The organism is Aureibaculum algae (genome assembly GCF_006065315.1).
GTDB lineage: Bacteria > Bacteroidota > Bacteroidia > Flavobacteriales > Flavobacteriaceae > Aureibaculum > Aureibaculum algae.
On record NZ_CP040749.1, the window covers coordinates 1406367 to 1430245 of the forward strand.

General features: G+C 31.8%; 24 protein-coding genes. 16 read left to right on the forward strand and 8 right to left on the reverse strand.

What is annotated here, in order from left to right; translation table 11 throughout:
• The first annotated feature begins 69 nt into the window (after positions 1 to 69).
• The 5 genes from FF125_RS05615 (at position 70) to ftsY (ending at position 3390) form a co-directional block, all read left to right on the forward strand.
• Positions 70 to 1320, forward strand: a complete 1251-nt coding sequence (locus FF125_RS05615) for a competence/damage-inducible protein A (protein ID WP_138948850.1) — start codon at positions 70 to 72, stop codon at positions 1318 to 1320.
• A gap of 164 nt (positions 1321 to 1484) precedes the next feature.
• Entirely contained in the window at positions 1485 to 1724 is a 240-nt protein-coding gene (rpmB, locus tag FF125_RS05620) for a 50S ribosomal protein L28 (RefSeq protein WP_117885120.1), read from the forward strand.
• A 6-nt stretch (positions 1725 to 1730) separates the two neighbouring features.
• Complete coding sequence (rpmG, locus tag FF125_RS05625) at positions 1731 to 1916, forward strand: 50S ribosomal protein L33 (RefSeq protein WP_138948851.1); 186 nt, start codon at positions 1731 to 1733, stop codon at positions 1914 to 1916.
• An 89-nt stretch (positions 1917 to 2005) separates the two neighbouring features.
• Positions 2006 to 2158, forward strand: coding sequence for a DUF4295 domain-containing protein (locus FF125_RS05630; protein WP_117885124.1), 153 nt, complete (start codon positions 2006 to 2008; stop codon positions 2156 to 2158).
• A gap of 278 nt (positions 2159 to 2436) precedes the next feature.
• Positions 2437 to 3390 (forward strand): signal recognition particle-docking protein FtsY, encoded by a 954-nt coding sequence (gene ftsY, locus FF125_RS05635; RefSeq protein ID WP_138948852.1) that lies wholly within the window; start codon positions 2437 to 2439, stop codon positions 3388 to 3390.
• A 40-nt stretch (positions 3391 to 3430) separates the two neighbouring features.
• Here ftsY and FF125_RS05640 read toward each other — a convergent pair whose 3' ends face one another.
• On the reverse strand, positions 3431 to 4492 hold the full coding sequence (locus FF125_RS05640; RefSeq protein ID WP_138948853.1) for a serine hydrolase domain-containing protein: 1062 nt from the start codon (positions 4490 to 4492) through the stop codon (positions 3431 to 3433).
• 199 nt (positions 4493 to 4691) lie between these two features.
• Positions 4692 to 4868, reverse strand: a complete 177-nt coding sequence (locus tag FF125_RS21855) for a hypothetical protein (protein ID WP_175418874.1) — start codon at positions 4866 to 4868, stop codon at positions 4692 to 4694.
• Between the two features lie 471 nt (positions 4869 to 5339).
• On the opposite strand from FF125_RS21855, the gene FF125_RS05645 reads away from it, so the two are divergent.
• From FF125_RS05645 to bshC, 9 genes are all read left to right on the forward strand, one after another.
• A complete protein-coding gene (locus FF125_RS05645) occupies positions 5340 to 6074 on the forward strand; it encodes a LytR/AlgR family response regulator transcription factor (protein WP_138948854.1) in 735 nt (244 codons plus the stop codon).
• Positions 6075 to 6336: 262 nt separating this feature from the next.
• Complete coding sequence (locus FF125_RS05650; RefSeq protein ID WP_138948855.1) at positions 6337 to 6534, forward strand: hypothetical protein; 198 nt, start codon at positions 6337 to 6339, stop codon at positions 6532 to 6534.
• An 87-nt stretch (positions 6535 to 6621) separates the two neighbouring features.
• A complete protein-coding gene (locus FF125_RS05655) occupies positions 6622 to 6840 on the forward strand; it encodes a hypothetical protein (RefSeq protein WP_138948856.1) in 219 nt (72 codons plus the stop codon).
• 87 nt (positions 6841 to 6927) lie between these two features.
• On the forward strand, positions 6928 to 7146 hold the full coding sequence (locus FF125_RS05660; RefSeq protein WP_138948857.1) for a hypothetical protein: 219 nt from the start codon (positions 6928 to 6930) through the stop codon (positions 7144 to 7146).
• Positions 7147 to 7236: 90 nt separating this feature from the next.
• Positions 7237 to 7419: a hypothetical protein gene (locus tag FF125_RS05665; RefSeq protein WP_138948858.1), complete on the forward strand. Its 183-nt coding sequence runs from the start codon at positions 7237 to 7239 to the stop codon at positions 7417 to 7419.
• 169 nt (positions 7420 to 7588) lie between these two features.
• Complete coding sequence (locus FF125_RS05670; RefSeq protein ID WP_175418875.1) at positions 7589 to 9553, forward strand: tetratricopeptide repeat-containing sensor histidine kinase; 1965 nt, start codon at positions 7589 to 7591, stop codon at positions 9551 to 9553.
• Positions 9554 to 9605: 52 nt separating this feature from the next.
• Complete coding sequence (locus tag FF125_RS05675) at positions 9606 to 10283, forward strand: helix-turn-helix domain-containing protein (RefSeq protein WP_138948860.1); 678 nt, start codon at positions 9606 to 9608, stop codon at positions 10281 to 10283.
• Between the two features lie 50 nt (positions 10284 to 10333).
• A complete protein-coding gene (gene rimO / locus FF125_RS05680; RefSeq protein ID WP_138948861.1) occupies positions 10334 to 11647 on the forward strand; it encodes a 30S ribosomal protein S12 methylthiotransferase RimO in 1314 nt (437 codons plus the stop codon).
• A 134-nt stretch (positions 11648 to 11781) separates the two neighbouring features.
• Positions 11782 to 13386 (forward strand): bacillithiol biosynthesis cysteine-adding enzyme BshC, encoded by a 1605-nt coding sequence (bshC, locus tag FF125_RS05685; RefSeq protein ID WP_138948862.1) that lies wholly within the window; start codon positions 11782 to 11784, stop codon positions 13384 to 13386.
• 120 nt (positions 13387 to 13506) lie between these two features.
• On the opposite strand, the gene FF125_RS05690 is transcribed toward bshC, so the two are convergent.
• The 3 genes from FF125_RS05690 to FF125_RS05700 form a co-directional block, all read right to left on the reverse strand.
• A complete protein-coding gene (locus tag FF125_RS05690) occupies positions 13507 to 14862 on the reverse strand; it encodes a RagB/SusD family nutrient uptake outer membrane protein (RefSeq protein ID WP_138948863.1) in 1356 nt (451 codons plus the stop codon).
• A 12-nt stretch (positions 14863 to 14874) separates the two neighbouring features.
• Positions 14875 to 17886: a SusC/RagA family TonB-linked outer membrane protein gene (locus tag FF125_RS05695; RefSeq protein WP_138948864.1), complete on the reverse strand. Its 3012-nt coding sequence runs from the start codon at positions 17884 to 17886 to the stop codon at positions 14875 to 14877.
• A 196-nt stretch (positions 17887 to 18082) separates the two neighbouring features.
• Positions 18083 to 20074: a S9 family peptidase gene (locus tag FF125_RS05700; RefSeq protein WP_250629689.1), complete on the reverse strand. Its 1992-nt coding sequence runs from the start codon at positions 20072 to 20074 to the stop codon at positions 18083 to 18085.
• Positions 20075 to 20170: 96 nt separating this feature from the next.
• On the opposite strand from FF125_RS05700, the gene FF125_RS05705 reads away from it, so the two are divergent.
• Positions 20171 to 20794: a SanA/YdcF family protein gene (locus FF125_RS05705; protein WP_138948865.1), complete on the forward strand. Its 624-nt coding sequence runs from the start codon at positions 20171 to 20173 to the stop codon at positions 20792 to 20794.
• Positions 20795 to 20796: 2 nt separating this feature from the next.
• Here FF125_RS05705 and FF125_RS05710 read toward each other — a convergent pair whose 3' ends face one another.
• From FF125_RS05710 to FF125_RS05720, 3 genes are all read right to left on the reverse strand, one after another.
• Positions 20797 to 21228 (reverse strand): NUDIX hydrolase, encoded by a 432-nt coding sequence (locus tag FF125_RS05710; RefSeq protein WP_138948866.1) that lies wholly within the window; start codon positions 21226 to 21228, stop codon positions 20797 to 20799.
• Between the two features lie 10 nt (positions 21229 to 21238).
• On the reverse strand, positions 21239 to 21697 hold the full coding sequence (locus FF125_RS05715; RefSeq protein ID WP_138948867.1) for a hypothetical protein: 459 nt from the start codon (positions 21695 to 21697) through the stop codon (positions 21239 to 21241).
• A 136-nt stretch (positions 21698 to 21833) separates the two neighbouring features.
• A complete protein-coding gene (locus FF125_RS05720) occupies positions 21834 to 22217 on the reverse strand; it encodes a DoxX family protein (protein WP_138948868.1) in 384 nt (127 codons plus the stop codon).
• Between the two features lie 119 nt (positions 22218 to 22336).
• Between FF125_RS05720 and guaA the strand changes: the two genes are divergently transcribed.
• Positions 22337 to 23869 (forward strand): glutamine-hydrolyzing GMP synthase, encoded by a 1533-nt coding sequence (gene guaA, locus FF125_RS05725; protein WP_138948869.1) that lies wholly within the window; start codon positions 22337 to 22339, stop codon positions 23867 to 23869.
• Positions 23870 to 23879: the final 10 nt, after the last annotated feature.

Here is a 23879-nt window from a genome sequence, read left to right on the forward strand (position 1 = left end):
TATAAAGTTAAAATGCGATGATACAAAACACTTGATTACCTTTGTAGTTAAATTTTAAAACTAGAATTTGTGAATGCTGAAATAATTACCATTGGAGATGAAATTCTTATTGGTCAAATTGTAGATACTAATTCTGCTTTTATTGCTCAAGAATTAAATAAAATAGGAGTTTCTGTTTATCAGATTACTTCCGTACAAGATGATAAAGAACATATTTTAAAATCGTTAAAAGAAGCTGAAGAGAATGCAGATATCATCATTATTACTGGAGGATTAGGCCCAACGAAAGATGATATTACAAAACATACACTCTGTGACTATTTTAATGATACCCTAGTGCTTAATGAAGAGGTTTTAAAGCATGTAGAAAATTTATTTAAAAATTATGTTTCTACGCCAATTTCTGATATTAACCGCCAGCAGGCTCTAGTGCCTTCCAAAGCATTAGTTTTAAAGAATAATTTTGGTACAGCCCCAGGGATGTTAATGGAAAAGAATGAAAAGGTTTTTATTTCATTACCAGGTGTGCCCTATGAAATGGAAGGTTTAATTACCGGAGAAGTGGTACCTTATTTACAAAAGAAATACAATCGTCCGTATATTATGCATAGAACTTTGCTCACTTATGGTGTAGGAGAAAGTGCTATTGCTGAAAGATTAGATTCTTGGGAAGACAGCTTGCCTAAAAATATTAAATTGGCCTACTTGCCAAATTTAGGTAAAGTAAGGCTAAGGTTAACCGCAAAGGGCTTTGATGAAAATTTATTAATAAGTGAAATGCTAAGGCTTGAAAAGGAGTTGGTTGGCTATGTTAAAGATATTTTTGTGGGTTTTGAAGGAGAGGAATCAATAGAGACGTTAATTGGCAAATTGTTAGTTGCAGAGCATAAAACAATAGCTACGGCCGAAAGCTGTACAGGTGGAAATATAGCATCAATGATTACTTCTGTAGCCGGTGCCTCTCAATACTTTGTAGGATCTGTGGTGAGCTATAACGAACGTATTAAAAGAGAAGTTTTAGGAGTGTCTGAAAAAACAATTGAAGAACATTCTGTAGTAAGTGCAGCAGTGGTAGAACAAATGGCGAGAGGAATTCAAAAACTTTATAAAACGGATTATGCTATTGCGGTTACTGGTAATGCTGGTCCTACAAAAGATAATACAGATAAATCTGTAGGTGTTGTATTTATTAGTATTTTAACGCCTGACGGAATTACGACTAAAGAATTTAATTTTGGTCAACCTCGCCAAAAGGTGATAGAACGGGCTTCAGTAAAGGCATTGGAGTTGTTAAGAATAGCATTATTGAATACATTGTGACCCGTTTTTCTGTGATAAAAATCAAGGTAGAAAACGCGTAAATACCAAGTGAAAGAAAAAAATGAACAGCGTTGACTAAAAAACAGTGAAAAATTTGTTTGTAAATTCAATTAATTTATTATTTTTGCACCTCGTTTAGAATTAACACATTTAAAGTTTAGAAAATGTCAAGAGTTTGTGAGTTAACAGGAAAAAAGGCTATGGTAGGAAACAACGTTTCTCATTCCATGAATAGAACTAAAAGAAAATTTGACGCTAATTTAATGAAGAAGCGTTTTTATATTCCTGAAGAAGATAAGTGGGTTACTTTGAAAGTTTCTGCTTCAGCTTTAAAAAATATCAATAAAAAAGGCATATCTGCTGTAATTAAAGAAGCCAGAGCTAATGGCTTTTTGAAAAAATAGAATACAATGGCAAAAGGTAAAGGTAATAGAATTCAGGTTATATTAGAGTGCACGGAACACAAAGAAAGTGGTAAACCAGGTACATCTAGATACATTACTACAAAGAACAAAAAGAATACTCCAGATAGAATGGAATTGAAAAAATTCAATCCTATCCTAAAGAAAATGACTATTCATAAAGAAATTAAATAATTCGGAATTTTAGAATAAAATTTCAATTAAATAATTCGGAATTTTAGATTATAAGTTTCATAATAAAAATTTCAAATAATATTTAAAGTATGGCAAAGAAATCAGTAGCATCGTTACAAACAGGGGCGAAAAGATTAACAAAAGCAGTAAAAATGGTAAAATCTCCAAAAACTGGAGCTTATTCTTTTGTTGAATCAATTATGGATCCCGCTGACGTAAATGATTATTTTAGTAAAAAATAATCGTTTTTTAAAAATTATATAGAAGCTACTTTCATTTTTTGGAAGTAGCTTTTGCTATTTAATAACCTTTGAAAAAAGGTTACTATCTGTTAAAGCTCTAGTGACTTTAAAAGTCATAGACCTAAAATTTTTCTCTCCTCTTGCTATTTAGTCATTGTGTATTAGAAAGCTTTCTTATCTTTGTAAGAATGATGTTGAAATTTGAGAATCAAAATGATCACTCAATACTCCATTATTTAAAATACCAAACACTAACTCAATAACTATTAAATTCGAAAATGAGTTTATTTAAAAAAATATTTTCAAAGGAAAAAAAGGAAACCTTAGACAAAGGCTTAGAAAAAAGTAAAACCACTTTTTTTTCTAAACTGTCTAAAGCGGTAGCTGGTAAATCAAAAGTAGATGATGATGTACTCGATAATCTAGAAGAGATATTAGTTTCTTCTGATGTTGGTGTGGCTACAACTTTAAAGATTATTGATAGAATTGAAGCAAGAGTAGCTAAAGATAAGTATTTAGGTACCGAAGAGCTCAATAAAATTTTAAGAGAAGAGATCGCAGGTTTATTGGCGGAAACTAATGTCGGTAACGAAACCGAATTTACAGTGCCTAAAGATAAAAAACCTTATGTTATAATGGTGGTAGGTGTAAATGGAGTTGGGAAAACAACGACAATTGGGAAGTTGGCGTCTCAATTTAAAAAACAAGGCCTGAAAGTAGTTTTGGGTGCTGGTGATACTTTTAGAGCTGCCGCCATAGATCAATTGCAAGTTTGGGCAGATAGGATAGGCGTACCCATCATAAAGCAAAAAATGGGAAGTGATCCGGCGTCTGTTGCTTTTGACACTGTTCAATCAGCAGTTAATCAGGATGCAGATGTAGTAATTATTGATACAGCGGGACGCTTGCATAATAAAGTAAATTTAATGAATGAGCTGACCAAGATTAAAAGGGTTATGCAAAAAGTTATTGATGATGCTCCCCATGAAGTATTACTTGTATTAGATGGTTCAACGGGTCAAAATGCTTTTGAACAAGCCAAGCAATTTACAAAAGCAACTGAAGTTACTTCTTTAGCGGTAACCAAGTTAGATGGTACAGCAAAAGGAGGGGTTGTTATAGGTATTTCTGATCAATTTAAAATTCCCGTAAAATATATTGGTGTAGGTGAGCAAGTTGACGATTTACAGGTGTTTAATAAAATTGAGTTTGTCGATAGTTTTTTTAAATAAATAGAAATTTTTTTCACGATCTATTTAATACTTAAAAGTTTTAATTAAGTAAGGTATTTATTTTTTGCCATAAGAGTTCATCAAAATTAGATAAGGCAAAATTTTCACCTTCTGCAGATTCACCCATACGAACAATCACAAGATTTCGACTCGGTACTACATAAATCTTTTGATCATTTTTACCTAGTGCACAATACATATCATCTGGTGCTGATTCAATTAACGAACCTTGAAATTCAATTTGTGTTTGAGGTAAATGATAACTAGATTTTCCATTTAACCACCATAAATATCCATAGGATTGATTTATGGGTTGCGAAGTGCTCACTGCTTTTTGAAAATAATTTTTATTTACAATCTGAGAACCATCCCAATTTCCATTATTGAGAGATAATAATCCGAAACGAGCCATACTTCTTGTATTACTCCAATAGACGCTATTGTTTCCCAATTTAATCCAAGTACCTGTCATACCAATTCTGTCTCTAAGTTTTGTATTAAAGTAAGATACATAAGTTTGCTTCGAAGCGGAGGCTAAGATGTCTTGTAATTTTACATATACATTGTGATACGCCCATCGGGTGCCGGCATCTGAAACATATTTAAGATTTTCAGGACTCACATCATCCCCTAAGTTGTCATCCAATCCAGATGTCATGGATAGTAGATGTGAAACGGTAATAAGATTTTCTTTTGCCAATGGAGCACTCGTCCATCCTGAACCTAGATGTAAAGAAGCCTTATCATTTAGGTTTAAATAGCCATCATCTTCTGCAATTCCAGTCATTGCAGCAGTTAAGGTTTTACCTGCACTTGCCCAATACCATATTGAAGTATTAGAATGACCATTAAAATATTTTTCAATGACCATTTTACCATTTTTTAAAATGATAAAACCTTTAGTGTTATTATCCTCTAAAAAAGTTAGTAATGGCTCTAGCTTAGCTTTGTTCCAATTTAAATTATCTATTGATTCTGTTTCCCAGTCATCATCAGTAATTGATGGAAAATAAATGGGGTCTATAATTTCAAGTGATTCATCTTGTGAGGTACAAGAAAATAGTGAGGAAATAAGTAATCCAATTGCTAATAACCTTTTCATAAAATTAACTTTTATATAACTAATTTAAATATTAGACTTAACGGAATAATAAAGGTTTAATTTTATGTGCTATTTACAATTGTAGGAAATGGAATAAGTTATAAAAAAGGAATGCTGTATTTGAATTTTAAGAAGTAAAAGGTTTGGATGATTTGTAAATTCAAACACCAAAACACTTTAGAAATAATTTTTGAGATTGTTATTTTTTTGAAGTTACTCGATCGTAGAAGAAAATAAGACCGGCACTAATTTCTAAAAATAAACCAATTGTTAAAAAAGTAGTAGCGTATAATTCCATTTTAATTACTTTTAAAATGGCACCTAACATAACTAATAATAATCCTACAACAACAAATTGAGATGATCTGTTTTTCATGGTTTTAAAAGATTAGATTGTTTCGTGTTTAATAAAATAGAGGCTCTTTCGAACCTCTATTTAACTAACTCCCTTATTAAAATAATTTTATTAAAAGTGATTTCTAAATGAGAACCACTTTTTTAAAAGTAGATAAAAAGTCCAGCCCAATGATTGTGAGTAAAGTACTTGCTATGAATAGACTTTACTTCCTTCGTAATAAGTGGAAATTTTTAGGAAAGTAGATCATTGGGTTAAGGACTAGATTATACATAATGTGTTTAGCTGTACTTATTGTTTTAAGTTGATACAAAGATAACGACAAACGAGGGACTTTATTCCAAAATAAACCGCAATAGTTAGTGTAATAAACCGCAATATTTTACGGTTTAAACCGTAAAATATTGCGGTTTAATATTGGTTATTTTGAGGTTAAACAGCTCATCTAAAATAAAATAACTATGTAATTTAGTAAAACTAAATTACGGGCCTATGCAAAATAGATATTCAATAATAGATGGCGACAAAAAAACCATTTTAAAGATTCAAAAATATTTCGAAAATACAGATGATTATGTTTGTATAGGTGCTTCGGGCTGTTTTAATCAAGCATTGGATACTATTTTAGAATACACACCAGATATTATTTTCATTGATGTAGATAATAATAAAGAGAACACTAATGATGCCTTTAGTTTTATAAATGAATTGTATAAGTACGTAAAAGAAATGCCAAAGGTAATTGCCTTGTCAACTACAAAAGATGAGGCGTATAATTGTATGAAAAATAATTTTTGTGATTATATTTTAAAACCCATCAATGATTTTGAGCTCCGTAAATCTGTAGCGAGGTTAAAAATAAAACCAAGAAAACCTTCCGATAAGTTATGTCTAAAATCATATAAAGATTATCGATTTATTGAAATGAACGAGATACTGTTCCTGAAAGCAGACAATACATCAACTGATTTTTTTATGGAAGATGGTTCTACTATTAGTGCATATAAAACTCTCAAATACTTTGAAAAACTTTTACCTGAAAATTTTACCAGAATACACAATAGCTATATTGTAAATCAAAAGTATGTCTCTAGAATACATTTTGGAAAAGCTAAATGCTCCATAAAGCAGCATAGTTTTGCCATTCCTTTCTCAAAATCGTATAAAGAAAATGTCGTTATTTTAGAAAAATCTATTTCTAAGAATGCTCTATTATCCTTAAACTAGTATTGTAAATTACCCATTAATTACCATCTACTGTTATACTCGTGCAAAGCACTTCTCTTTGTGGGTCATCCACTATGAATTCTTTAAAATAGTAGTTTAAACTTTCCCTTCGGCTTAGTTTTGTAACAGAAATTGAAGCTTCTATATCATTTTAAATAGTAATATAATAATAAGAATGTGAGTGCTTTACAATATAAAGTAGTGACTCATACATCCATTTTTTAATAAAATTGAACCATAAAATAATAAAAACAATAAACCCATGAAGACATTTAAAAACTTATTTGCAATACTAATATTATCAGTAGCTTTTTATTCATGCGATGCAGATGCAACACTAGATGATGTAGAACAAGCAGAATTAACTGAATTTAACCATGACTTATCAGTGGATACTGGTGACCAAGGAAACGAACATGATGAAAGAGAAGAAGAGGAAGATTTGGTAGGTGGTAACTAAATCTTAACTGAATTAATAATAAATAGTAACACAAGTACCGTGCAGACATGCACAAGCATTAATAACCATAATCAAAACAATAAACCCATGAAGACATTTAAAAACATATTAGCCATATTAATAGTATCAGTAGCTTTTTATTCATGCGATGCAGATGCAACGCTAGATGATGTAGAACAAGCAGAATTAACTGAATTTAACCATGACTTATCTGTAGATGCTGATGACGAAGCGTTAGATACTGGTGACCAAGGAAATGAGCAAGATGAAAGAGAAGAAGAGGATGATTTAGGAGGTGGTAACTAAAACCTAACTGAAGTAATAATAAATAGTAATACAAGTACCGTGCAGACATGCACAAGCATTAATAACCATAATCAAAACAATAAACCCATGAAGACATTTAAAAACATATTAGCCATATTAATAGTATCAGTAGCTTTTTATTCATGCGATGCAGATGCAACGCTAGATGATGTAGAACAAGCAGAATTAACTGAATTTAACCATGACTTATCTGTAGATGCTGATGACGAAGCGTTAGATACTGGTGACCAAGGAAATGAGCAAGATGAAAGAGAAGAAGAGGAAGATTTGGTAGGTGGTAACTAAATCTTAACTGAAGTAATAATAAATAGTAATACAAACGGCGTGCTGACTGACTTGCACATGCATTTATAAACATATCAAAACAATAAACCCATGAAGACATTTAAAAACTTATTTGCCATATTAATAGTATCAGTTGCTTTTTATTCTTGTGATTCTGATGCAACGTTAGACGAAGTAGAACAAGCCGAATTAACTGAATTTAACCAAAACTTATATGCTGAAACAGGAGACCAAGGGAACGAGCAAGATGAAAGAGAAGAAGAGGATGATTAGGGAGATGGTAACTAAATTTACATTAAATAATTTATATATATAAAACCTTAGGTACTAACTTAAGGTTTTTTTGATTATATTAGATAGATTTGTACCGTAAAAAATATTTCTATTGAAACACTTCTATTTGTATATTCTCTTTTTTATTAGTTCTATGACAGTGCAGTCAATGACGCGAACTATTAATGCAAATGAAGATCTCGATGAGCAGATTGATAGTATTGCCATTTGGATTGGTTATTCAAAGAATAATGACTACGAGTTAAAAAGAAGAATTCTTTACCTCAATAAGGCATATAAAAGCACATTACAAATAAAAAATGATTCACTAAAAAACAAGTATTTATCAAAAATTTCACTTCGTTTTTCTAAGTTAAAAGATTCTAGCTCATTCAGAAATGTCAATAAAATTTCAGTACGGCTCTCAAAAAAATTAGGTGATTCGGTTACTTTAGCAAATAATTACTGGGATTTAGGAGCGTTTCTGTCGTCATATAAAGTGAATGATAGTGCATATTACTATTATTATCATTCACAAAAAATGTTTAAAGAAGCAGGTGATAATTATTCTTCAGGAAGAATGTTGTTGAACATGGCAATTATTCAATCTGAAAATCGAGATTACACAGGTAGTGAAGTAACAACTATAAGAGCTCTTGAATTATTAGAACCACTTGGAAAGAATAAACAATTGTATAGTTGTTATAACAATTTAGGTGTTGTTTTTAATGAATTACATGAATATGATAAAGCAATGTTGTACCACAATAAGGCCTTAGAATATCAAAGCCAAAATGATGAAGAAAGCATTGATCGAGAGAATACTTTAAATAATATTGGAGTTGTTTATGCTAACATTGAGCAATATGAAAAGGCGATAAATAATTATACTAAGGCATTAAGAACGAGGGGCTTAAAAAAATTAAAACCTCCACTGTATGCCAAGTTATTGGACAATTTAGCTTATAGTAAATTCAAGCTAAATGATACCGTTGGTGTTGTTAAATTATTTGAAGAATCTTTACACATAAGAGATAGTATTAATGATGTATGGGGTAAATCAATGAATTTACTGCACATGGCAGAATATTACGACACCTATAATGATACTATAAAAGCGTTTGAAGCTGTAAAAGAAGCTAAAGACTTAGCTGAAAAGTCTAAAAATTATAGAGATCTTTTAAAATGCTTAATACTGCTTTATAAATTAGATGCACCTAATAAAGATCAATATACAACGCGTTACCTTGCATTAACAGAAACACTTCAAGAAGAAGAAAGGGCAATAAGGAATAAATTTGCTCGAATACAGTTTGAGACCGATCATTTTATAGAAGAAAATGAAACGTTATCGGAGCAAAATAGGGATATCTTAATTGTGGGTTCAATAGTTCTTGTTTTGGGCATGCTCATTTATATAATTAGAGATCAACGTTTAAAAAATGTTAGATTAAAATTAGAAAAAGAACAGCAACTTGCTAATGAAGAAATTTATAATTTAATGTTGACCCAACAAAATAAAATAGATGAAGGAAAGCGAAATGAGAAAAAAAGAATGTCTGAAGAGTTACATGATGGCGTTTTGGGTAATCTTTATGGTATAAAAATGAATTTAGCGGTATTAAATGCTCAAAACAATGCAGATGCTGTAATAAAAAGAGAGACCTTTATTGAAGGGCTTTCTAAAGTAATTGATGAAATAAGAAATGTTTCACATGAGTTGCACTCCAATGCGATTGATGCCAATGTGGGATATGTTCAATTGATTGAAGACCTATTATCAGAAAAAAGTGCATTACACGGCTACAGTTTTGAATTACTGGCAGATGATACTATAAAATGGACAGAGATAAAGGGAGATATAAAAATGAATATCTATCGTATAATTCAAGAATCTGTTCAGAATATTAATAAATATGCCAAAGCCAACAACTTAAATGTATCTATAAATAGTGATGGTGATTTCATTTATTTATCAATTATGGATGACGGAATAGGTTTTAATACGAACACCAATAAAGACGGTATAGGTATTAAAAATATAAGGTCAAGAGTGGAACGCCTTAATGGCGTTGTTGAATTTATTTCAGAACTAAAAAAAGGAACTACCATAAATATTAAGATACCGTTTTAGATTATTTAATAAAAATTTACTAACTTGTAAAAAGTAACCCCTTATCGTTCCTGTGGAAAATTTATTAAATATATTAATAGTCGATGATAACCCTATGATCATAGAGGCGTATAAAAGTATGTTTAATTATGCCGATTTAGATTGTTGTAGCCTAAATATAGATGTTGCTTGTGATTGTGAAGAAGCCATTTCAAAAATGAAGTTAGCTCAAACTAAAGTTCCTTATGATTGTTTTTATTTTGACATGAATTTACCGCAATCGCTAGATGGAAACTTTAAATCTGGTGAAGATTTAGCTTTATATGCTAAAAAATACTTTCCAAAAGCAAAAGTGGCCATATTAACGTTGAATAATGACAGTCTTAGCATTCATAATATCTTAACTAAAATTAAGCCTGACGGATTATTGATAAAAAACGATAGTAACCCTACAGAGTTTATTGCTGGTTTTAAAACGATTATGCGTAACCCTCCATTTTATAGTACTTCTGTAATAAAATTTTTAAGTAATATTAGTCTCCGTAAAGAAAGTGATCAATTTGATGATAATGATATTAAAATTTTAATGCATTTAGAACGGGGGATTAAAACCAAAGATTTAGATCAATATATTAACTTATCATTAAGTTCAATTGAAAAGAAAAAAAGTCAATTGAAAAAATCACTTAATCTAAAAAGAGCAAATGATGAAGACTTGGTGCGTATTGCTAAAGAAAAAGGTCTTATATAATTAGTCTTTTATGCATAATAGCCTATTTTTGCAAAAAATAATAAAGCTACATGCGAACAAAATCTACAAAACAAAATAAGATTAATGTTGTTACTCTAGGATGTTCTAAGAATGTTTATGATTCTGAAGTGCTAATGGGGCAGCTACAAGCCAATGGTAAAGAGGTTGTACATGAAGATGAGAATGACGATGGTAATATTGTAGTAATAAATACTTGTGGATTTATTGGTAAAGCCAAAGAAGAATCTATCAATACCATTTTACATTATGCTCACAAGAAGGAAAAAGGTGAGGTTGACAAAGTTTTTGTTACAGGCTGTTTAAGTGAACGTTACAAACCAGATTTAGAAAAAGAAATACCCGATGTTGATGCTTATTTTGGTACACATGATTTACCTAATTTATTAAAAGTTTTAGAAGCAGATTATAAGCATGAGTTATTAGGTGAACGCGTAACAACGACTCCAAAGCATTATGCGTACTTAAAAATTGCAGAAGGTTGTGATAGACCTTGTTCGTTTTGTGCTATTCCATTAATGAGGGGTAAGCATGTTTCTACACCTATTGAAAATTTGGTGAAAGAAGCTCAGAATTTAGCAGAAAAAGGAATCAAAGAGTTGATTTTAATTGCTCAAGATTTAACGTATTACGGACTAGATATTTATAAAAAAAGAGCCTTGGCTGATCTATTAAAAGAATTAGCAAAAGTAGAAGGAATAGAGTGGATTAGATTACACTATGCTTTTCCTACAGGTTTTCCTTTAGATGTACTTGAGGTAATGAAAAATGAGCCTAAAGTGTGTAATTATTTGGACATTCCATTACAACACATTAATACGGAAATCTTAAAATCCATGCGAAGAGGTACAACGCATGAAAAAACAGTAAATCTTATTACAAAGTTTAGAGCAGCCGTTCCTGATATGGCCATTAGAACAACACTAATTGTAGGTTATCCAGGAGAAACTGATGAAATTTTTGAAGAGTTAAAGAAGTGGGTAATAGATACTCGCTTTGATAGACTTGGGGCTTTTGCCTATTCACATGAAGAAAATACACATGCAGCAACTTTAGAAGATGATGTTCCTGAAGAGGTAAAAGAGCAGCGTGTTGCAGAAATTATGGAAATTCAAAGTCAAATTTCTTTTGAGTTAAATCAAGAGAAAGTGGGTAAAATTTTTAAATGTCTTTTCGATAGAAAAGAAGGGAATTACTTTTTTGGAAGAACGGAGTTTGATTCGCCAGATGTTGATAATGACGTAATAATTGATGCCACAAAACATTACGTACAATTAGGACAGTTTGTAAATGTAAAAATTAATTCTGCAGGTGATTTTGACCTTAATGGAGAACCTGTTACTTAAACAATATTTATATTTTATGAATACGGATTGCTCAACTTATTTCAAGGAGAGGTACTTGTAACACGAAGGGATAATTTTTTTAAATAGTATTTCAATAATTACGCAATCTTTTAATTTTTCCCTATTTTTATCACATGATTGAAGAAGACTGTTTAACTACAATTCCTTTTGCCCAAACGGGCTATTTCTCCGATATTATTTGCGACTATCTTGCTCAAGATGACAAGATTAAATCATTTTATTCAAATTTCTCAACCATTGATGGGTTTAAGAAACAAATAGAATTAAAAAGATTATCTTTTAAATTAAAGTCGCGATCTACCTTGGTCAATTCTTTAGAAAAGCAATATCAAAAAATAGAAATTTCTAGCACAACAAAAAGGAATATTGAACTTCTAAAGAAGGAAAATACGTTTACAATTACAACAGGTCATCAGCTCAATTTATTTACAGGGCCACTTTATTTTTTGTATAAAATTGTTTCTACAATTAATTTGTGCAAGCAATTAAAAAGAGAATTTCCTGATGATAATTTTGTCCCCATTTACTGGATGGCAACGGAGGATCATGATTTTGACGAAATCAATTATTTTAATTTTAAGGGTCAAAAAATAAGCTGGAATAGGGATAGTAAAAGTGGAGTAGGACGTTTACCTACCGATGGTTTAGAAAACGTTGCTGCTATTTTTGAAAAAGCTTTAGATGGCTCTAAAAATGCCAAGTATTTAATTCACCTATTTAAAGAAGCGTATGTAAATCATGATAATCTTACTGACGCTACAAGATATTTAACAAATGAATTGTTTAGCCAATATGGCTTAGTAATTATAGACGGTGATGATACAAACTTAAAAGAGTTATTCAAACCGTTTGTTGAGGACGAATTGTTGAATCAAACTAGTTTTAAACAGGTCTCTAAAACAATTGAAAAATTAGAAAAAAATTATGGTATTCAGGTAAATCCACGTGAAATTAACTTGTTTTACTTAACTGATGCCATTCGAGAACGAATTGTTTTTGAGCATGGAATTTATAAGGTAGTTGATACTGATATTTCTTGGAGTAAAGAAGACATTCTTAAAGAAGTTAATGCATTTCCTGAAAGATTCAGCCCTAATGTAATTATGCGTCCATTATATCAAGAAATTATCTTGCCTAATTTATGCTATATCGGAGGTGGTGGAGAACTGGCCTATTGGTTAGAACTTAAAGATTATTTTGAGGCCGTTAAAATTCCATTTCCAATATTACTATTGAGAAATTCAGCCTTAATTATTTCAGAGAAACAATCTAATAAGGCTGAGAAGTTAAACATAACAATTGACGAGTTGTTCTTAGATCAACACCAGTTAGTTAATAAGAAAATAAAAGAAATTTCTAAAATTGAAATTGATTTTTCAAAGCAACGCAATAGTTTAGAAAAGCAGTTTAATGATTTAGAGGAGTTGGCCACTAAAACAGATAAGTCATTTATTGGGGCGGTTAAAGCTCAAAAAGTAAAGCAGTTAAAAGGTTTAAATACCTTAGAAAAAAGACTGCTAAGTGCTCAAAAAAGAAAATTAAAAGACGAGGTTGATCGAATAAAGCAGTTGCAGAATCAATTATTTCCAAATCAGAGTTTGGAAGAACGACAACGTAATTTTTCAGAAATGTACTTGTTATATGGAGACCGTTTAATTCCAACCTTGATGGCAATGCTAAATCCGTTGGAGGGTAAGTTCTCAGTTATACAGTTGTAATAGTATCAAGTGAGTATCTCTAGGTGGTTTTTCTTGAAATGAAAGATGTTATGGCCTAAATTTTAAGCAAAAAAAATCCCTATAAAATTTATTTTATAGGGATTTTTTAATGGACTGATATTAGTAACCTGGATTTTGCTCCAAATTTGTGTTGGCATCAGTTTCTCTAAGTGGTATGGGTAATACCAATTGATTAGCGTCATAAGATATAGTTCCAATGTTATTACCTAGGCGTTTTGCATCAAATAGTGCAAAACCCTCAAAGGATAATTCTCTTTTTCGTTCCATTAAAATAATATCTAAATCTACAGAGTTAAAAGTAGATGCAGTAGATCTGTTTCTTAATATATTAATATCATTTACTGGAGTATCTCCAACAGTGGTTGTTAACCTGAAGTTGCTCTCTGCTCTTATTAAATACATTTCTGCAAGGCGTATAAAAGGGATATTACCAAATTGGTATTGCCATTTTGTAGTACACCAATATTTGGCTTCATAGAAGAAATTAGCTCTTTGGTCATTGGAGTCATCATAGATTTCATAATGTTGATCCTCTACATCAATATCAGGGTTTCCCGATCGACCTCCAAAATCGCTTCCTGCAAAGAAAAGATTTAAATAATTAGAACTGGCATCTTGGCTAGTTACTTGCCAAGCAAGCAGATCTTCTTCAGAATTTTCATCATTATTAAAAGCACCACTAAAAGAGTTGGTTAGTGAAGCACCACTATTAGTAATGACTTCATTTGCCATATCTCTAGCATTCGTATAGTCTCCCATTTGTAAATATACTCTTGCAAGTAGTGCAGCAGCACTGTATTTTGTTGCGTATACACCATTTGAAGATGGTAATAAATCATACGCATCTGTTAAGTCTGCTATTACTTGTGTATACACCTCTTCAAGAGTGTTTCTAGTTGGGTAATCTATATTTTTTGGATCTAGTACAGCTGTAAAAACTAAAGGTACTCCTAATTGGGTGTTTTGGATACCATTTGTGTAAGGTTTGGAGAACAGTCTAGCCAAATCGAAATACACCATTGCTCTTAAAAATTTTGCCTCAGCTTCTGCAGTTTGTTTTTCATCTTCGTCTGCATAAACACTAGAATTACCCAGTATAATATTGGCTTGGTTTATAATGTCATAGCCATTCATCCAAATGCTTTCTACAAATCCATTATCTGATAACATTGCCTTTTCTATAAATTCTCCCGGATCTACATAAGTTCCGTTCCACCAAAGGTCACCATCATCGGCAATTAGTTCAGACGCTATAGCTATACTACCGCCATAGCTAGAACTTGAGCGAGCGTCGTTATAAGCGTTATTTAAAACCTTAGATAGATTTTCAGAGTTACTAATAACTACCTCAGTTGATAGGTATTGTTCAGGTTCAATATTTAGGTTATCATTACAGCTTATCAAAGAAATGGTAAGCAGTAGTATTCCGATTTTTATATTTATAAATTTTTTCATGGTCTCTTTTTTTTATAGGTCTATATTTAATCCAAGAGTAAACGTTTTTGCTGGTGGTGCAGAATAAAATGCAATACCTTTTTGGATACTTGAATTACCATAATTATCATAAGTAGATTCAGGGTCATAACCAGTATAATCTGTGAAAGTTAACAAATTAACACCTGTGAAATATATTCTCAATCTATCTACAGAAAATTTTTGAGTAACATTTCTAGGTATAGTGTAACCCAGTGATAGATTTCGTAATCTTATAAAATCAGATTTTTCTAAATACCGTGTTGAAGCTTGTTGTCCATTTGTACTGTACATTCTTGCTTGTGGAACATCGGTAATGTCACCAGGGTTTTGCCATCTGTTCATTTGATCAACGGTTTGATTGTCTTCATACCTAGCATTACCAGATTGAAACTTACCACCTTCGTTATAGATTGAAGCACCCCATTCGCCTTGAAATGTAAAAGAAAAATCAAAATTTCGGTACGATAAGTTATTGGTAAATCCGGCCATTAGTGTTGGGTATGGATTTCCAGTTACAATTCTTTCAGCATCACTATAAACATTTGTTTTGGTTTTGTCTAAAGTCCCATCTGCATTTGTTGTATTTGTGTAGAAAAGAGCATCGCCATTATCAGGATCAACACCGGCATATTCAACTAAATAAAAAGAAGATATGGTTTCACCTTCTCTAACTAGATTACGTTCTGCTACAATATCTCCATTTGGTAATTTTGTTACTTCATTTTTTAAAGTAGAGAGGTTTAATGAAGAATTCCATGTGAAATTAGAAGTTGTGACGTTGGTAGTATTTAAAACAAACTCAAATCCACTATTCTGCATCGATCCTACATTTCGAGTAATTGAGCTCCAGCCAGAAGTTCCTGGTACGGGTTCATTTAATAATAGATCATTAGTAGTTTTAACATAGTAATCAACTTCACCCGTTATTTTATTATTTAAAAATCCAAAATCTATACCTACATCTACTTGGGTTGTACGCTCCCATTTTAAATCGCTATTTGCTAATTGAGAAGGAGATAAGGAAGACGTTTTATTATAAGCATTTCCACTATATAGACCTAAACTAGCAAAGTTTCCAATACCAGCATTACCTGTAATTCCATAACTTCCTCTTAATTTTAAAGATGATACAGTATTAGAGTTTTTTAGAAAATCTTCTTCTGATAGTATCCAACCTACGGAAGCTGCAGGGAAAATTCCATAACGGTTGTCAGCACCAAATCGAGAAGATCCATCGTATCTAATACTTCCTTTTAAAAGATATTTGTCGTAGAGTGAAAATGTAGCTCTACTAAAATAGGATAGAAAGTTATATTTAGTTCTGCTTGAAGATCCAGCGGTGATTTCTGAAGCACTCTCAACGGTTTGTAGTTCGTCAGAAGGAAAACCAGTTCCAGCAACATATTGCCTTTTTCTAGAACTCTCTTCGAAACTCATTCCAGCTACAACTTCTAAATTACTAGTGTTAAAAGACTTTTGATAAGTAAAGTAATTGTTAATGTTGTATTTGTCTGATTGTATTGAGGTAGCGTCGGCATATCCATTTGTAGAAGCTGATTCAGTTAAACTACCTGCAAAATATTCATCCAATTGATTGTTGCTGTCATATCCTATTTCAGTTCTGAAACTTAAATCTGGAGTAAAATCATATTGAGCAAAAGTATTCATAATTGCTCTTGTAATATTAACATCCCAACTACCATTATACTCTTGCATTAAAAAGTTATAATAAATTGTAGATTCATTATTAGGTGTAACCCCATCATCTAAATAAGCGGGGTTTAAGGGTGATTGAGCTATTGCTTGAAGAGGTGTAGAAAATGAATTGTCTGTACCTATTCTTGAAATTTGTGTTTTACTTAAGCTACTGTTTAGACCAATACGGAATTTATCAGAAACTTTATGATCTAAATTACCTCTATAAGAGTAACGTTCTAAACTATTACCACGAACAATACCTTCAGTATTATTATAAGCACCAGATACATAAAAAACTGTTTTTTCATCACCACCTGAAATAGAAAATGAATGATCTTGTACTGATCCGTTTACTAAGGCATAATCTGTCCAATCAGTATCAACTTCTCCAGTACGCCAATCTAATCCGTTAGCCATATCATCAAAATACCCTCCTGGTTCAGTGAGCCATAAATCATCTGCACCGTAGCTATTTGCAGAAGCTTCCGTAAATAGCTCAATATATTGTTCTGCATTCAGAAATTTTACAGTATTTGTTGCTTCGCTCCAACCATAAGAAGAATTTACTGAAATTTTGGTTTTACCAGATTTACCTTGTTTAGTGGTAATTAAAACAACTCCATTGGTACCGCGAGCACCATAAATTGCAGCAGATGATGCATCTTTTAAGATTTGAATACTTTCAATATCGTTTGGATTCAAAGAAATTAATGGATTCATAGGAGCATCAGATACACTCTCGTCATCATTTATCAGAGGCATACCATCAATAACATATAAGGGCTCTTGTGATGATGATATCGTCGAGACACCTCTAATTCTCATTTTAACACCACCTTCAACTTTACCATTTATTTGTTGAATTTGTACGCCTGCCGCCTTTCCAGTTAATGCACCTTGCAAATTCGAAATGGGTATATTATTAAGATCTTTGGAGGTCAAAGAAGCTATGTTGTCCGTAACTGTTCGTTTAGATTGTTTTCCAAAACCAACGATTACCACTTCTTCCAATTGATTGTCCGAAATCATAGAAACATTTATTGTAGTCTTTTTACCTACTGTTTGTTTGACGGTTTTTAAACCTAAAAACGAAAAAATCAAAACATTTTCAGGTTTAGCTTTAATAGAATAATTACCGTCAAAATCGGTTTCTGTTCCGGTTTGGGTATTTTCAATAATAATACTTACCCCTGGCAGAGGCATACCTTGTTCGTCGATAATTGTACCAGAAATTTCTTTTTCTTGTGCGAAAATTATCGATGTAATAAAAAATAATCCGAAAAAAAAGTAACTTTTAATTTTCATACATCTGAGTTTAAATTAAATTAATTTTCCTAATTTATGTAAATTAGGCTTTGTTTTTGTTATTTAAAGGGGGGTGAGTAGTGAATTCGTTATTGTCACTCCGTTGCCCCTGCAATTTTAATGGTACACATATAAAAGTAAATAGAAATACATGTAAAAGTAAATAAAAAATATTTTTTTAAGATATGACGTAAACTTATTTTAAGTACTTATTGAACCAAGTTGTATATCGTTCGTAACGATCTTTTATAAAGCTAGGTCGTCTTAAACCATGATGCTCTCCTGGATAAACAACCAATTGCGTTTCACGCCCTAAGCGTTTCATCGCTTGATACATTTGTTCTGAATTTAGAATAGGCACATTCCAATCGTCACTACCACCAACCCATAACGTTGGTGTAATAATTTTTGCAACATCATTAAATGGAGAAATTTTTTCCCAAGCCTTTGCATTTTCCCAAGGCAAACCAAGTTCTAATTCCCATGTCAATTGATAATGGTCATGTCCGTAATTGGCTCTGTAAAGTGCTTCACTCGCACCCGATATAGCAGCTTTGAAGCGATCACTTTTAGTAATGACGTAATTAGTTAGTATTCCACCATAAGACCATCCTCCAACACCTAAACGATTTTCATCAGTATAACCTTGATCGATTATATAATTAACACCTGCCATAACATCTTGAAAATCTTTATTACCCCAATCGGCAAACAATGCTTCAGAAAATGGTTGCCCATAACCAGAAGAGCCTCGTGGATTAATCAATAAGGTAATATAACCATTGGCAGCAAAAAGTTCTGCCTCATCATTAAATCCAAATTCATATTGACTAACAGGGCCACCGTGTAACCATAAAATTAAAGGATATTTTTTTGTCGCTATAAAATTTATTGGTTTTACCACAAAACCTTCAACGGGCGTACCATCTTTACTTTTAAAGGTTATTTTTTCTACTGTTGGTTTTGAAATATTCTCAATTAGCTTGTCATTTACTGTACTAAGTTTAATGAGTTTTCCTTTTTCGTAATTATAAACTTCAGCAGGTTCATTGCTTTTTGTTAACAAAGGAACGATTGACGAACCCACTAAATCGTAGTCAGAAATGCTGAAATTACCCTTGATAATGCGTTTCAAATTTTTTCCGGAACGATCTAATGAACCTAAAACGCTCGTGCCATTTTCTTCTATTATAAAGAATATCGATTTACCATCATCTGAGAAACGTGCTTTACTGATGTTTCGGTCTAATTCATTCGCTAATATTTTTGGTTCACCGCCAGTTGCGGATACCATGGCTAATTTTTGAGTTGCGTACCACATCGCTTTAGCATCAGTAATTGTATTGTAAAGGATTGTTTTACCGTCCTTGCTCCACACAGGATTTGTGTCTGAATTACTGTTAGTAGTAACTTGGATTAAATTTTTGTCATCTGAAGAGTTTTTAGATGAAACAATCCAAATATCAGTATTTGAATTACCATCAGGATTTTCAGTTCTATTACTTTGAAAAGCAATCTGAGAACCATTTGGATTCCACGTTGGATTCAAATCGTCAAAATCGCCAAAAGTAAGTTGGGAAGGAATAGAGTCTCCAATGTTCAATGAATAGAGATGCACTCTGAATCGATCTAAATAGCCTACATAATCTCTTTTGAATTGCAACCGGTCAATTACAATTGGTTTCGGTTTTTCATCATCTTTTTTATCTTCCGTTAACTCTTCTGGTTTTGCATCCTTAATACTTAATAAAAACGTTTTACCATCTGGTGACCATTCGTAACCTTGAATTCCTTGTTTGATATTGGTTATTTGCTCTGCATCACCTCCCAATCTATTTAAAGTATATAGTTGGGTTTTTTCATTTTTTTTTGACGCTAGAAAAGATAAGTATTTGTTATCAGGACTCCAACGTGGAGAATTAGGGGAGTAAAAGTCTTTTGAGGTCATTGGAATTGCAGGTCCACCTTCAATAGAAATCATCCAAAGTTGTGACTGTGATTCGTCTTTTTTTAAATCCATTTCTGTGGTTAAATAGGCCACCCATTTTCCATCAGGACTAATCTGAGGATCACTTACAGATTTTAAATTCATTAAATCAGCAGTGTCAATTGCTTTTTGACTATTCATTTGAAGACAAAAGCAAATGAATAAAATAGAAATACTAAATTTATAGAAGTTTGATTTCATAATGTCAAAATTTAGTTAAGGTTCTAACAAATATATTATATAAAAGAATATTAATTTATATTTAGAAACAATTAAATTTTGCCAAACCTATTTTTTATGAAAAAGAAAATTTTACTCCTCGTAATTATTTTATCTCTATTTGTCTTTATCCCTAATTACATTATATATAATTTTTCATCTGATAGGGTTTTTGATAATATTAATCAAATCAAGTCTAATAAAGTAGGGGTAGTGTTAGGTACTTCTAAACTTTTAAAGAGTGGTAATATCAATCTTTTCTATCAATATCGAGTTGATGCGGCAGTAGCCTTATACAAGGCGGGGAAAATTGAATTTATATTAGTAAGTGGTGATAATAGTTCCGTTAACAATCATGAGCCGACCGATTTTAAAAATGATTTAATTGCTCTAGGCATACCTGCTGAACGAATATTTCTCGATTATGCGGGTTTCAGAACCTTAGATTCTGTAGTACGAGCGAAAGAAATTTTTGGATTAACAGAAGTAACTTTTATTTCTCAAAAATTTCATAATGAAAGAGCGATCTATCTTGCCGAAAAAAAGGGTATAACTAGTATTGGCTTCAATGCCAAAGACGTTGGAGGCAAATCAGGTACAAAAGTAATGATGCGTGAATATCTGGCAAGAGTAAAAGTTTTTGTCGATTTACTCTTTGGTGTAAAACCTCATTTTTTAGGTGACAAAATAGAAATTAAATGAAATTACAAAAGACCACAAATTACCAACGCTTTTTCATAGGCTTGTGCTCTAAAGTATGTATTGTAGTTTGGTAATTCAGATGGGTTTATCCAAATTAACTCCTCAAATTCATCATCTTGAGGTATAAGCTTCATTTGATCATTAAATGTTACCTTAACAATATTTAATTCTTGACTTTTAAAAATATATTTATCCTCATTTGGGTAAATATACTTTACTGTTTCAGTATAACTTTGAGAAATATCATTAATAGTAATATCAAGATCCAGTTCTTCTTTTAATTCACGTATAATACCATCTACAAAATGTTCATTTTCATCTAATCCCCCTTGTGGGAATTTAAAACCGCCATCCCTCGGTGAAGAACCAATTAATACCTTATTCTCGATATTTACAATTACTGCCATTACAGCTTTTCGAATCTCCTGTTTCATTCAAACAAAGTTATCTAGAAAAAATGTTTTTAGGGCCTTTTTGAGCATAAATCTGAGGTTTTTCAGTATAAACTTGCGTTAGTCTAACAATATTATTAGACAATCTGCTAGTTGCTGAAAAAAGTTTTACTTGCGTAGAATTCGAATCTGATGCTGCAGAATAGGTATTTATAAGAAAAGTGTGATAATTTCTTATGTTATAGAAATAGGAGGGATTCAGCAGGTCATTGTTTTCTAAATCAGTCGTTATTTTAGCATAGACTTTAAATTTAGCTTGGTCTATATTTGACATCGTTACTAAATCACAAAATAATTTTACCTTTTGATTGAAAGTGAACTTGTTGTTAGCTAATAGTCCATTAATAGTTTGCATATCTTTCTTTGAAAGATGATTTAAAAAATAGTTGGAAATCAGGTCATCAATAAGGAGAGTGTTTTCTTTAACTTTTTTTTCTAATTCTAATATCATGTACAACAATTTTGAGCATTGATCCATTTAAGTTGAATGGAATAATACAGTGGTTTAAAATATGATAGTTAGAAAAACAATTGATAGACTTCAAATATAGCGAATATAATCGAGTAAATTTATCAAAATCAACGATTTACGTTTTTTTGATGGTAAATGGTATGTTTTGTCTATTATTTAGTAAAATAATAGCCGATAAAATAAAGACTGAAATGGCCAAATAAAAAAGTTTACCACGATCTCCATGAATTGTAATTCCCAATTTTGTTAAGTGAGCATATATGGCTCCAGTAATAATAAGTAATGATAGTAATGCTCCTAGCCAAATAGTTTTGGGTATAAATAATAAAATTGCTGCTATCAATTCCAAGATACCTATTGTAATTCTACCATAAGGTTCAAGACCTAGGGTGTTAAAAATATACACACTGTCAGCATGTGCAGAAAATTTAAAGTACAATGTTTGAACTAACACAAGGGCTACTATTAATCGTAAAGTGAAGTGAATTCGAGAGTTCATGGCGATTTCATTTAAGGTTTAGACGAAAATCAATGAAGACCATACAGCTATATTCAAACAATTTATAAACAAATCATAAAAGGTCCTCAAGTTTTAGGAATTAAATTTTATTTTTGCAGATGCAAGAAAAAGTCCTCATTTTAGATTTTGGTTCACAGTTTACTCAATTAATAGCTCGTCGTATTAGAGAATTAAATATATTCTGTGAAATATTTCCATTCAATAGTAACAAGTTTAACGTAGACGAATACAAAGCCGTGATATTGTCTGGTAGTCCATGTTCAGTAGATTCTGAAGATGCTCCCAAACCTGATTTATCAAAAATTAAAGGAAAAAAACCATTATTGGGTATCTGTTATGGAGCTCAATATTTAGTTCATTTTTATGGAGGTAAGGTAGGTGCATCCAATACAAGAGAGTATGGAAGGGCTAAACTTTCAAAAGTAGATCATAGTGAAGAGTTTTTTACTAAAATTAATGAAGGTAGTCAAGTTTGGATGAGCCATTCAGATACTATTTTAGAATTACCAAAAGGATATAAAAATATTGCAAGCACGGAAGATGTAGAGCATGCTGCTTTTAAAATAGAAGATGAGGATACGTATGCTATTCAATTTCATCCGGAAGTATATCACACCACTGAGGGCAAGCAAATTTTAGAGAATTTTTTAGTTAAAATAGCCAATGTTGAACAAAGTTGGACGCCAGATTCTTTTGTTGACTCTACTGTAAGTAAACTGAAAGAACAATTAGGTAATGATAAAGTTGTACTTGGTTTATCTGGAGGAGTTGATTCTACAGTTGCTGCAGTTCTTTTGGATAAAGCGATAGGAAAGAATTTATATTGCATTTTTGTTAATAATGGGTTATTACGTAAAAATGAATTTGAAAGCGTATTAGATCAATATGAACATATGGGACTTAATGTTAAGGGTGTCGATGCTTCGGCACGTTTTTTGAAAGCTCTAGAAGGTATTTCAGAACCAGAATTAAAACGTAAAGCCATTGGAGGTACATTTATAGAGGTGTTTGATGATGAAGCACATCATATTCAGGATGTGAAGTGGCTTGCACAGGGTACTATTTATCCTGATGTAATTGAATCCGTTTCTGTAACAGGTGGTCCGTCGGCAACTATTAAAAGTCATCATAATGTAGGAGGATTACCTGATTTTATGAAATTGAAAATTGTAGAGCCTTTACGTATGATTTTTAAGGATGAGGTTCGAAGAGTTGGTAAAACTATGGAAATTGACCCTGAATTATTAGGAAGGCACCCGTTTCCAGGTCCAGGATTAGGAATAAGAATTCTTGGAGATATTACGGCAGAAAAGGTGAGAATATTACAAGAGGTTGATGCTGTTTTTGTAAATGGGTTAAAGAAGTGGAATTTATATGATGATGTTTGGCAGGCAGGAGCCATGCTCTTACCAGTAAATTCAGTAGGTGTAATGGGAGATGAGCGTACATATGAAAAAGTTGTAGCTTTGCGAGCAGTTTCTTCAACAGATGGAATGACGGCTGATTGGGTGAATTTACCTTATGAGTTTTTACAAGAAACATCAAATAAAATTATAAATGGAGTAAAAGGTGTGAATAGAGTTGTTTATGATATCAGTTCTAAGCCACCAGCAACAATAGAGTGGGAGTAATTCCGTTTTT

Excerpts from the sequence above, each read along its gene's own strand:
- rpmB (WP_117885120.1), top strand. The coding sequence starts at position 1,485 with ATGTCAAGAGTTTGTGAGTTAACAGGAAAAAAGGCTATGGTAGGAAAC.
- rpmG (WP_138948851.1), top strand. The coding sequence starts at position 1,731 with ATGGCAAAAGGTAAAGGTAATAGAATTCAGGTTATATTAGAGTGCACG.
- FF125_RS05630 (WP_117885124.1), top strand. The coding sequence starts at position 2,006 with ATGGCAAAGAAATCAGTAGCATCGTTACAAACAGGGGCGAAAAGATTA.
- ftsY (WP_138948852.1), top strand. The coding sequence starts at position 2,437 with ATGAGTTTATTTAAAAAAATATTTTCAAAGGAAAAAAAGGAAACCTTA.
- FF125_RS05640 (WP_138948853.1), bottom strand. The coding sequence starts at position 4,492 with ATGAAAAGGTTATTAGCAATTGGATTACTTATTTCCTCACTATTTTCT.
- FF125_RS21855 (WP_175418874.1), bottom strand. The coding sequence starts at position 4,868 with ATGAAAAACAGATCATCTCAATTTGTTGTTGTAGGATTATTATTAGTT.
- FF125_RS05645 (WP_138948854.1), top strand. The coding sequence starts at position 5,340 with ATGCAAAATAGATATTCAATAATAGATGGCGACAAAAAAACCATTTTA.
- FF125_RS05650 (WP_138948855.1), top strand. The coding sequence starts at position 6,337 with ATGAAGACATTTAAAAACTTATTTGCAATACTAATATTATCAGTAGCT.
- FF125_RS05655 (WP_138948856.1), top strand. The coding sequence starts at position 6,622 with ATGAAGACATTTAAAAACATATTAGCCATATTAATAGTATCAGTAGCT.
- FF125_RS05660 (WP_138948857.1), top strand. The coding sequence starts at position 6,928 with ATGAAGACATTTAAAAACATATTAGCCATATTAATAGTATCAGTAGCT.
- FF125_RS05665 (WP_138948858.1), top strand. The coding sequence starts at position 7,237 with ATGAAGACATTTAAAAACTTATTTGCCATATTAATAGTATCAGTTGCT.
- FF125_RS05670 (WP_175418875.1), top strand. The coding sequence starts at position 7,589 with ATGACGCGAACTATTAATGCAAATGAAGATCTCGATGAGCAGATTGAT.
- rimO (WP_138948861.1), top strand. The coding sequence starts at position 10,334 with ATGCGAACAAAATCTACAAAACAAAATAAGATTAATGTTGTTACTCTA.
- bshC (WP_138948862.1), top strand. The coding sequence starts at position 11,782 with ATGATTGAAGAAGACTGTTTAACTACAATTCCTTTTGCCCAAACGGGC.
- FF125_RS05690 (WP_138948863.1), bottom strand. The coding sequence starts at position 14,862 with ATGAAAAAATTTATAAATATAAAAATCGGAATACTACTGCTTACCATT.
- FF125_RS05695 (WP_138948864.1), bottom strand. The coding sequence starts at position 17,886 with ATGAAAATTAAAAGTTACTTTTTTTTCGGATTATTTTTTATTACATCG.
- FF125_RS05700 (WP_250629689.1), bottom strand. The coding sequence starts at position 20,074 with ATGAAATCAAACTTCTATAAATTTAGTATTTCTATTTTATTCATTTGC.
- FF125_RS05705 (WP_138948865.1), top strand. The coding sequence starts at position 20,171 with ATGAAAAAGAAAATTTTACTCCTCGTAATTATTTTATCTCTATTTGTC.
- FF125_RS05710 (WP_138948866.1), bottom strand. The coding sequence starts at position 21,228 with ATGAAACAGGAGATTCGAAAAGCTGTAATGGCAGTAATTGTAAATATC.
- FF125_RS05715 (WP_138948867.1), bottom strand. The coding sequence starts at position 21,697 with ATGATATTAGAATTAGAAAAAAAAGTTAAAGAAAACACTCTCCTTATT.
- FF125_RS05720 (WP_138948868.1), bottom strand. The coding sequence starts at position 22,217 with ATGAACTCTCGAATTCACTTCACTTTACGATTAATAGTAGCCCTTGTG.
- guaA (WP_138948869.1), top strand. The coding sequence starts at position 22,337 with ATGCAAGAAAAAGTCCTCATTTTAGATTTTGGTTCACAGTTTACTCAA.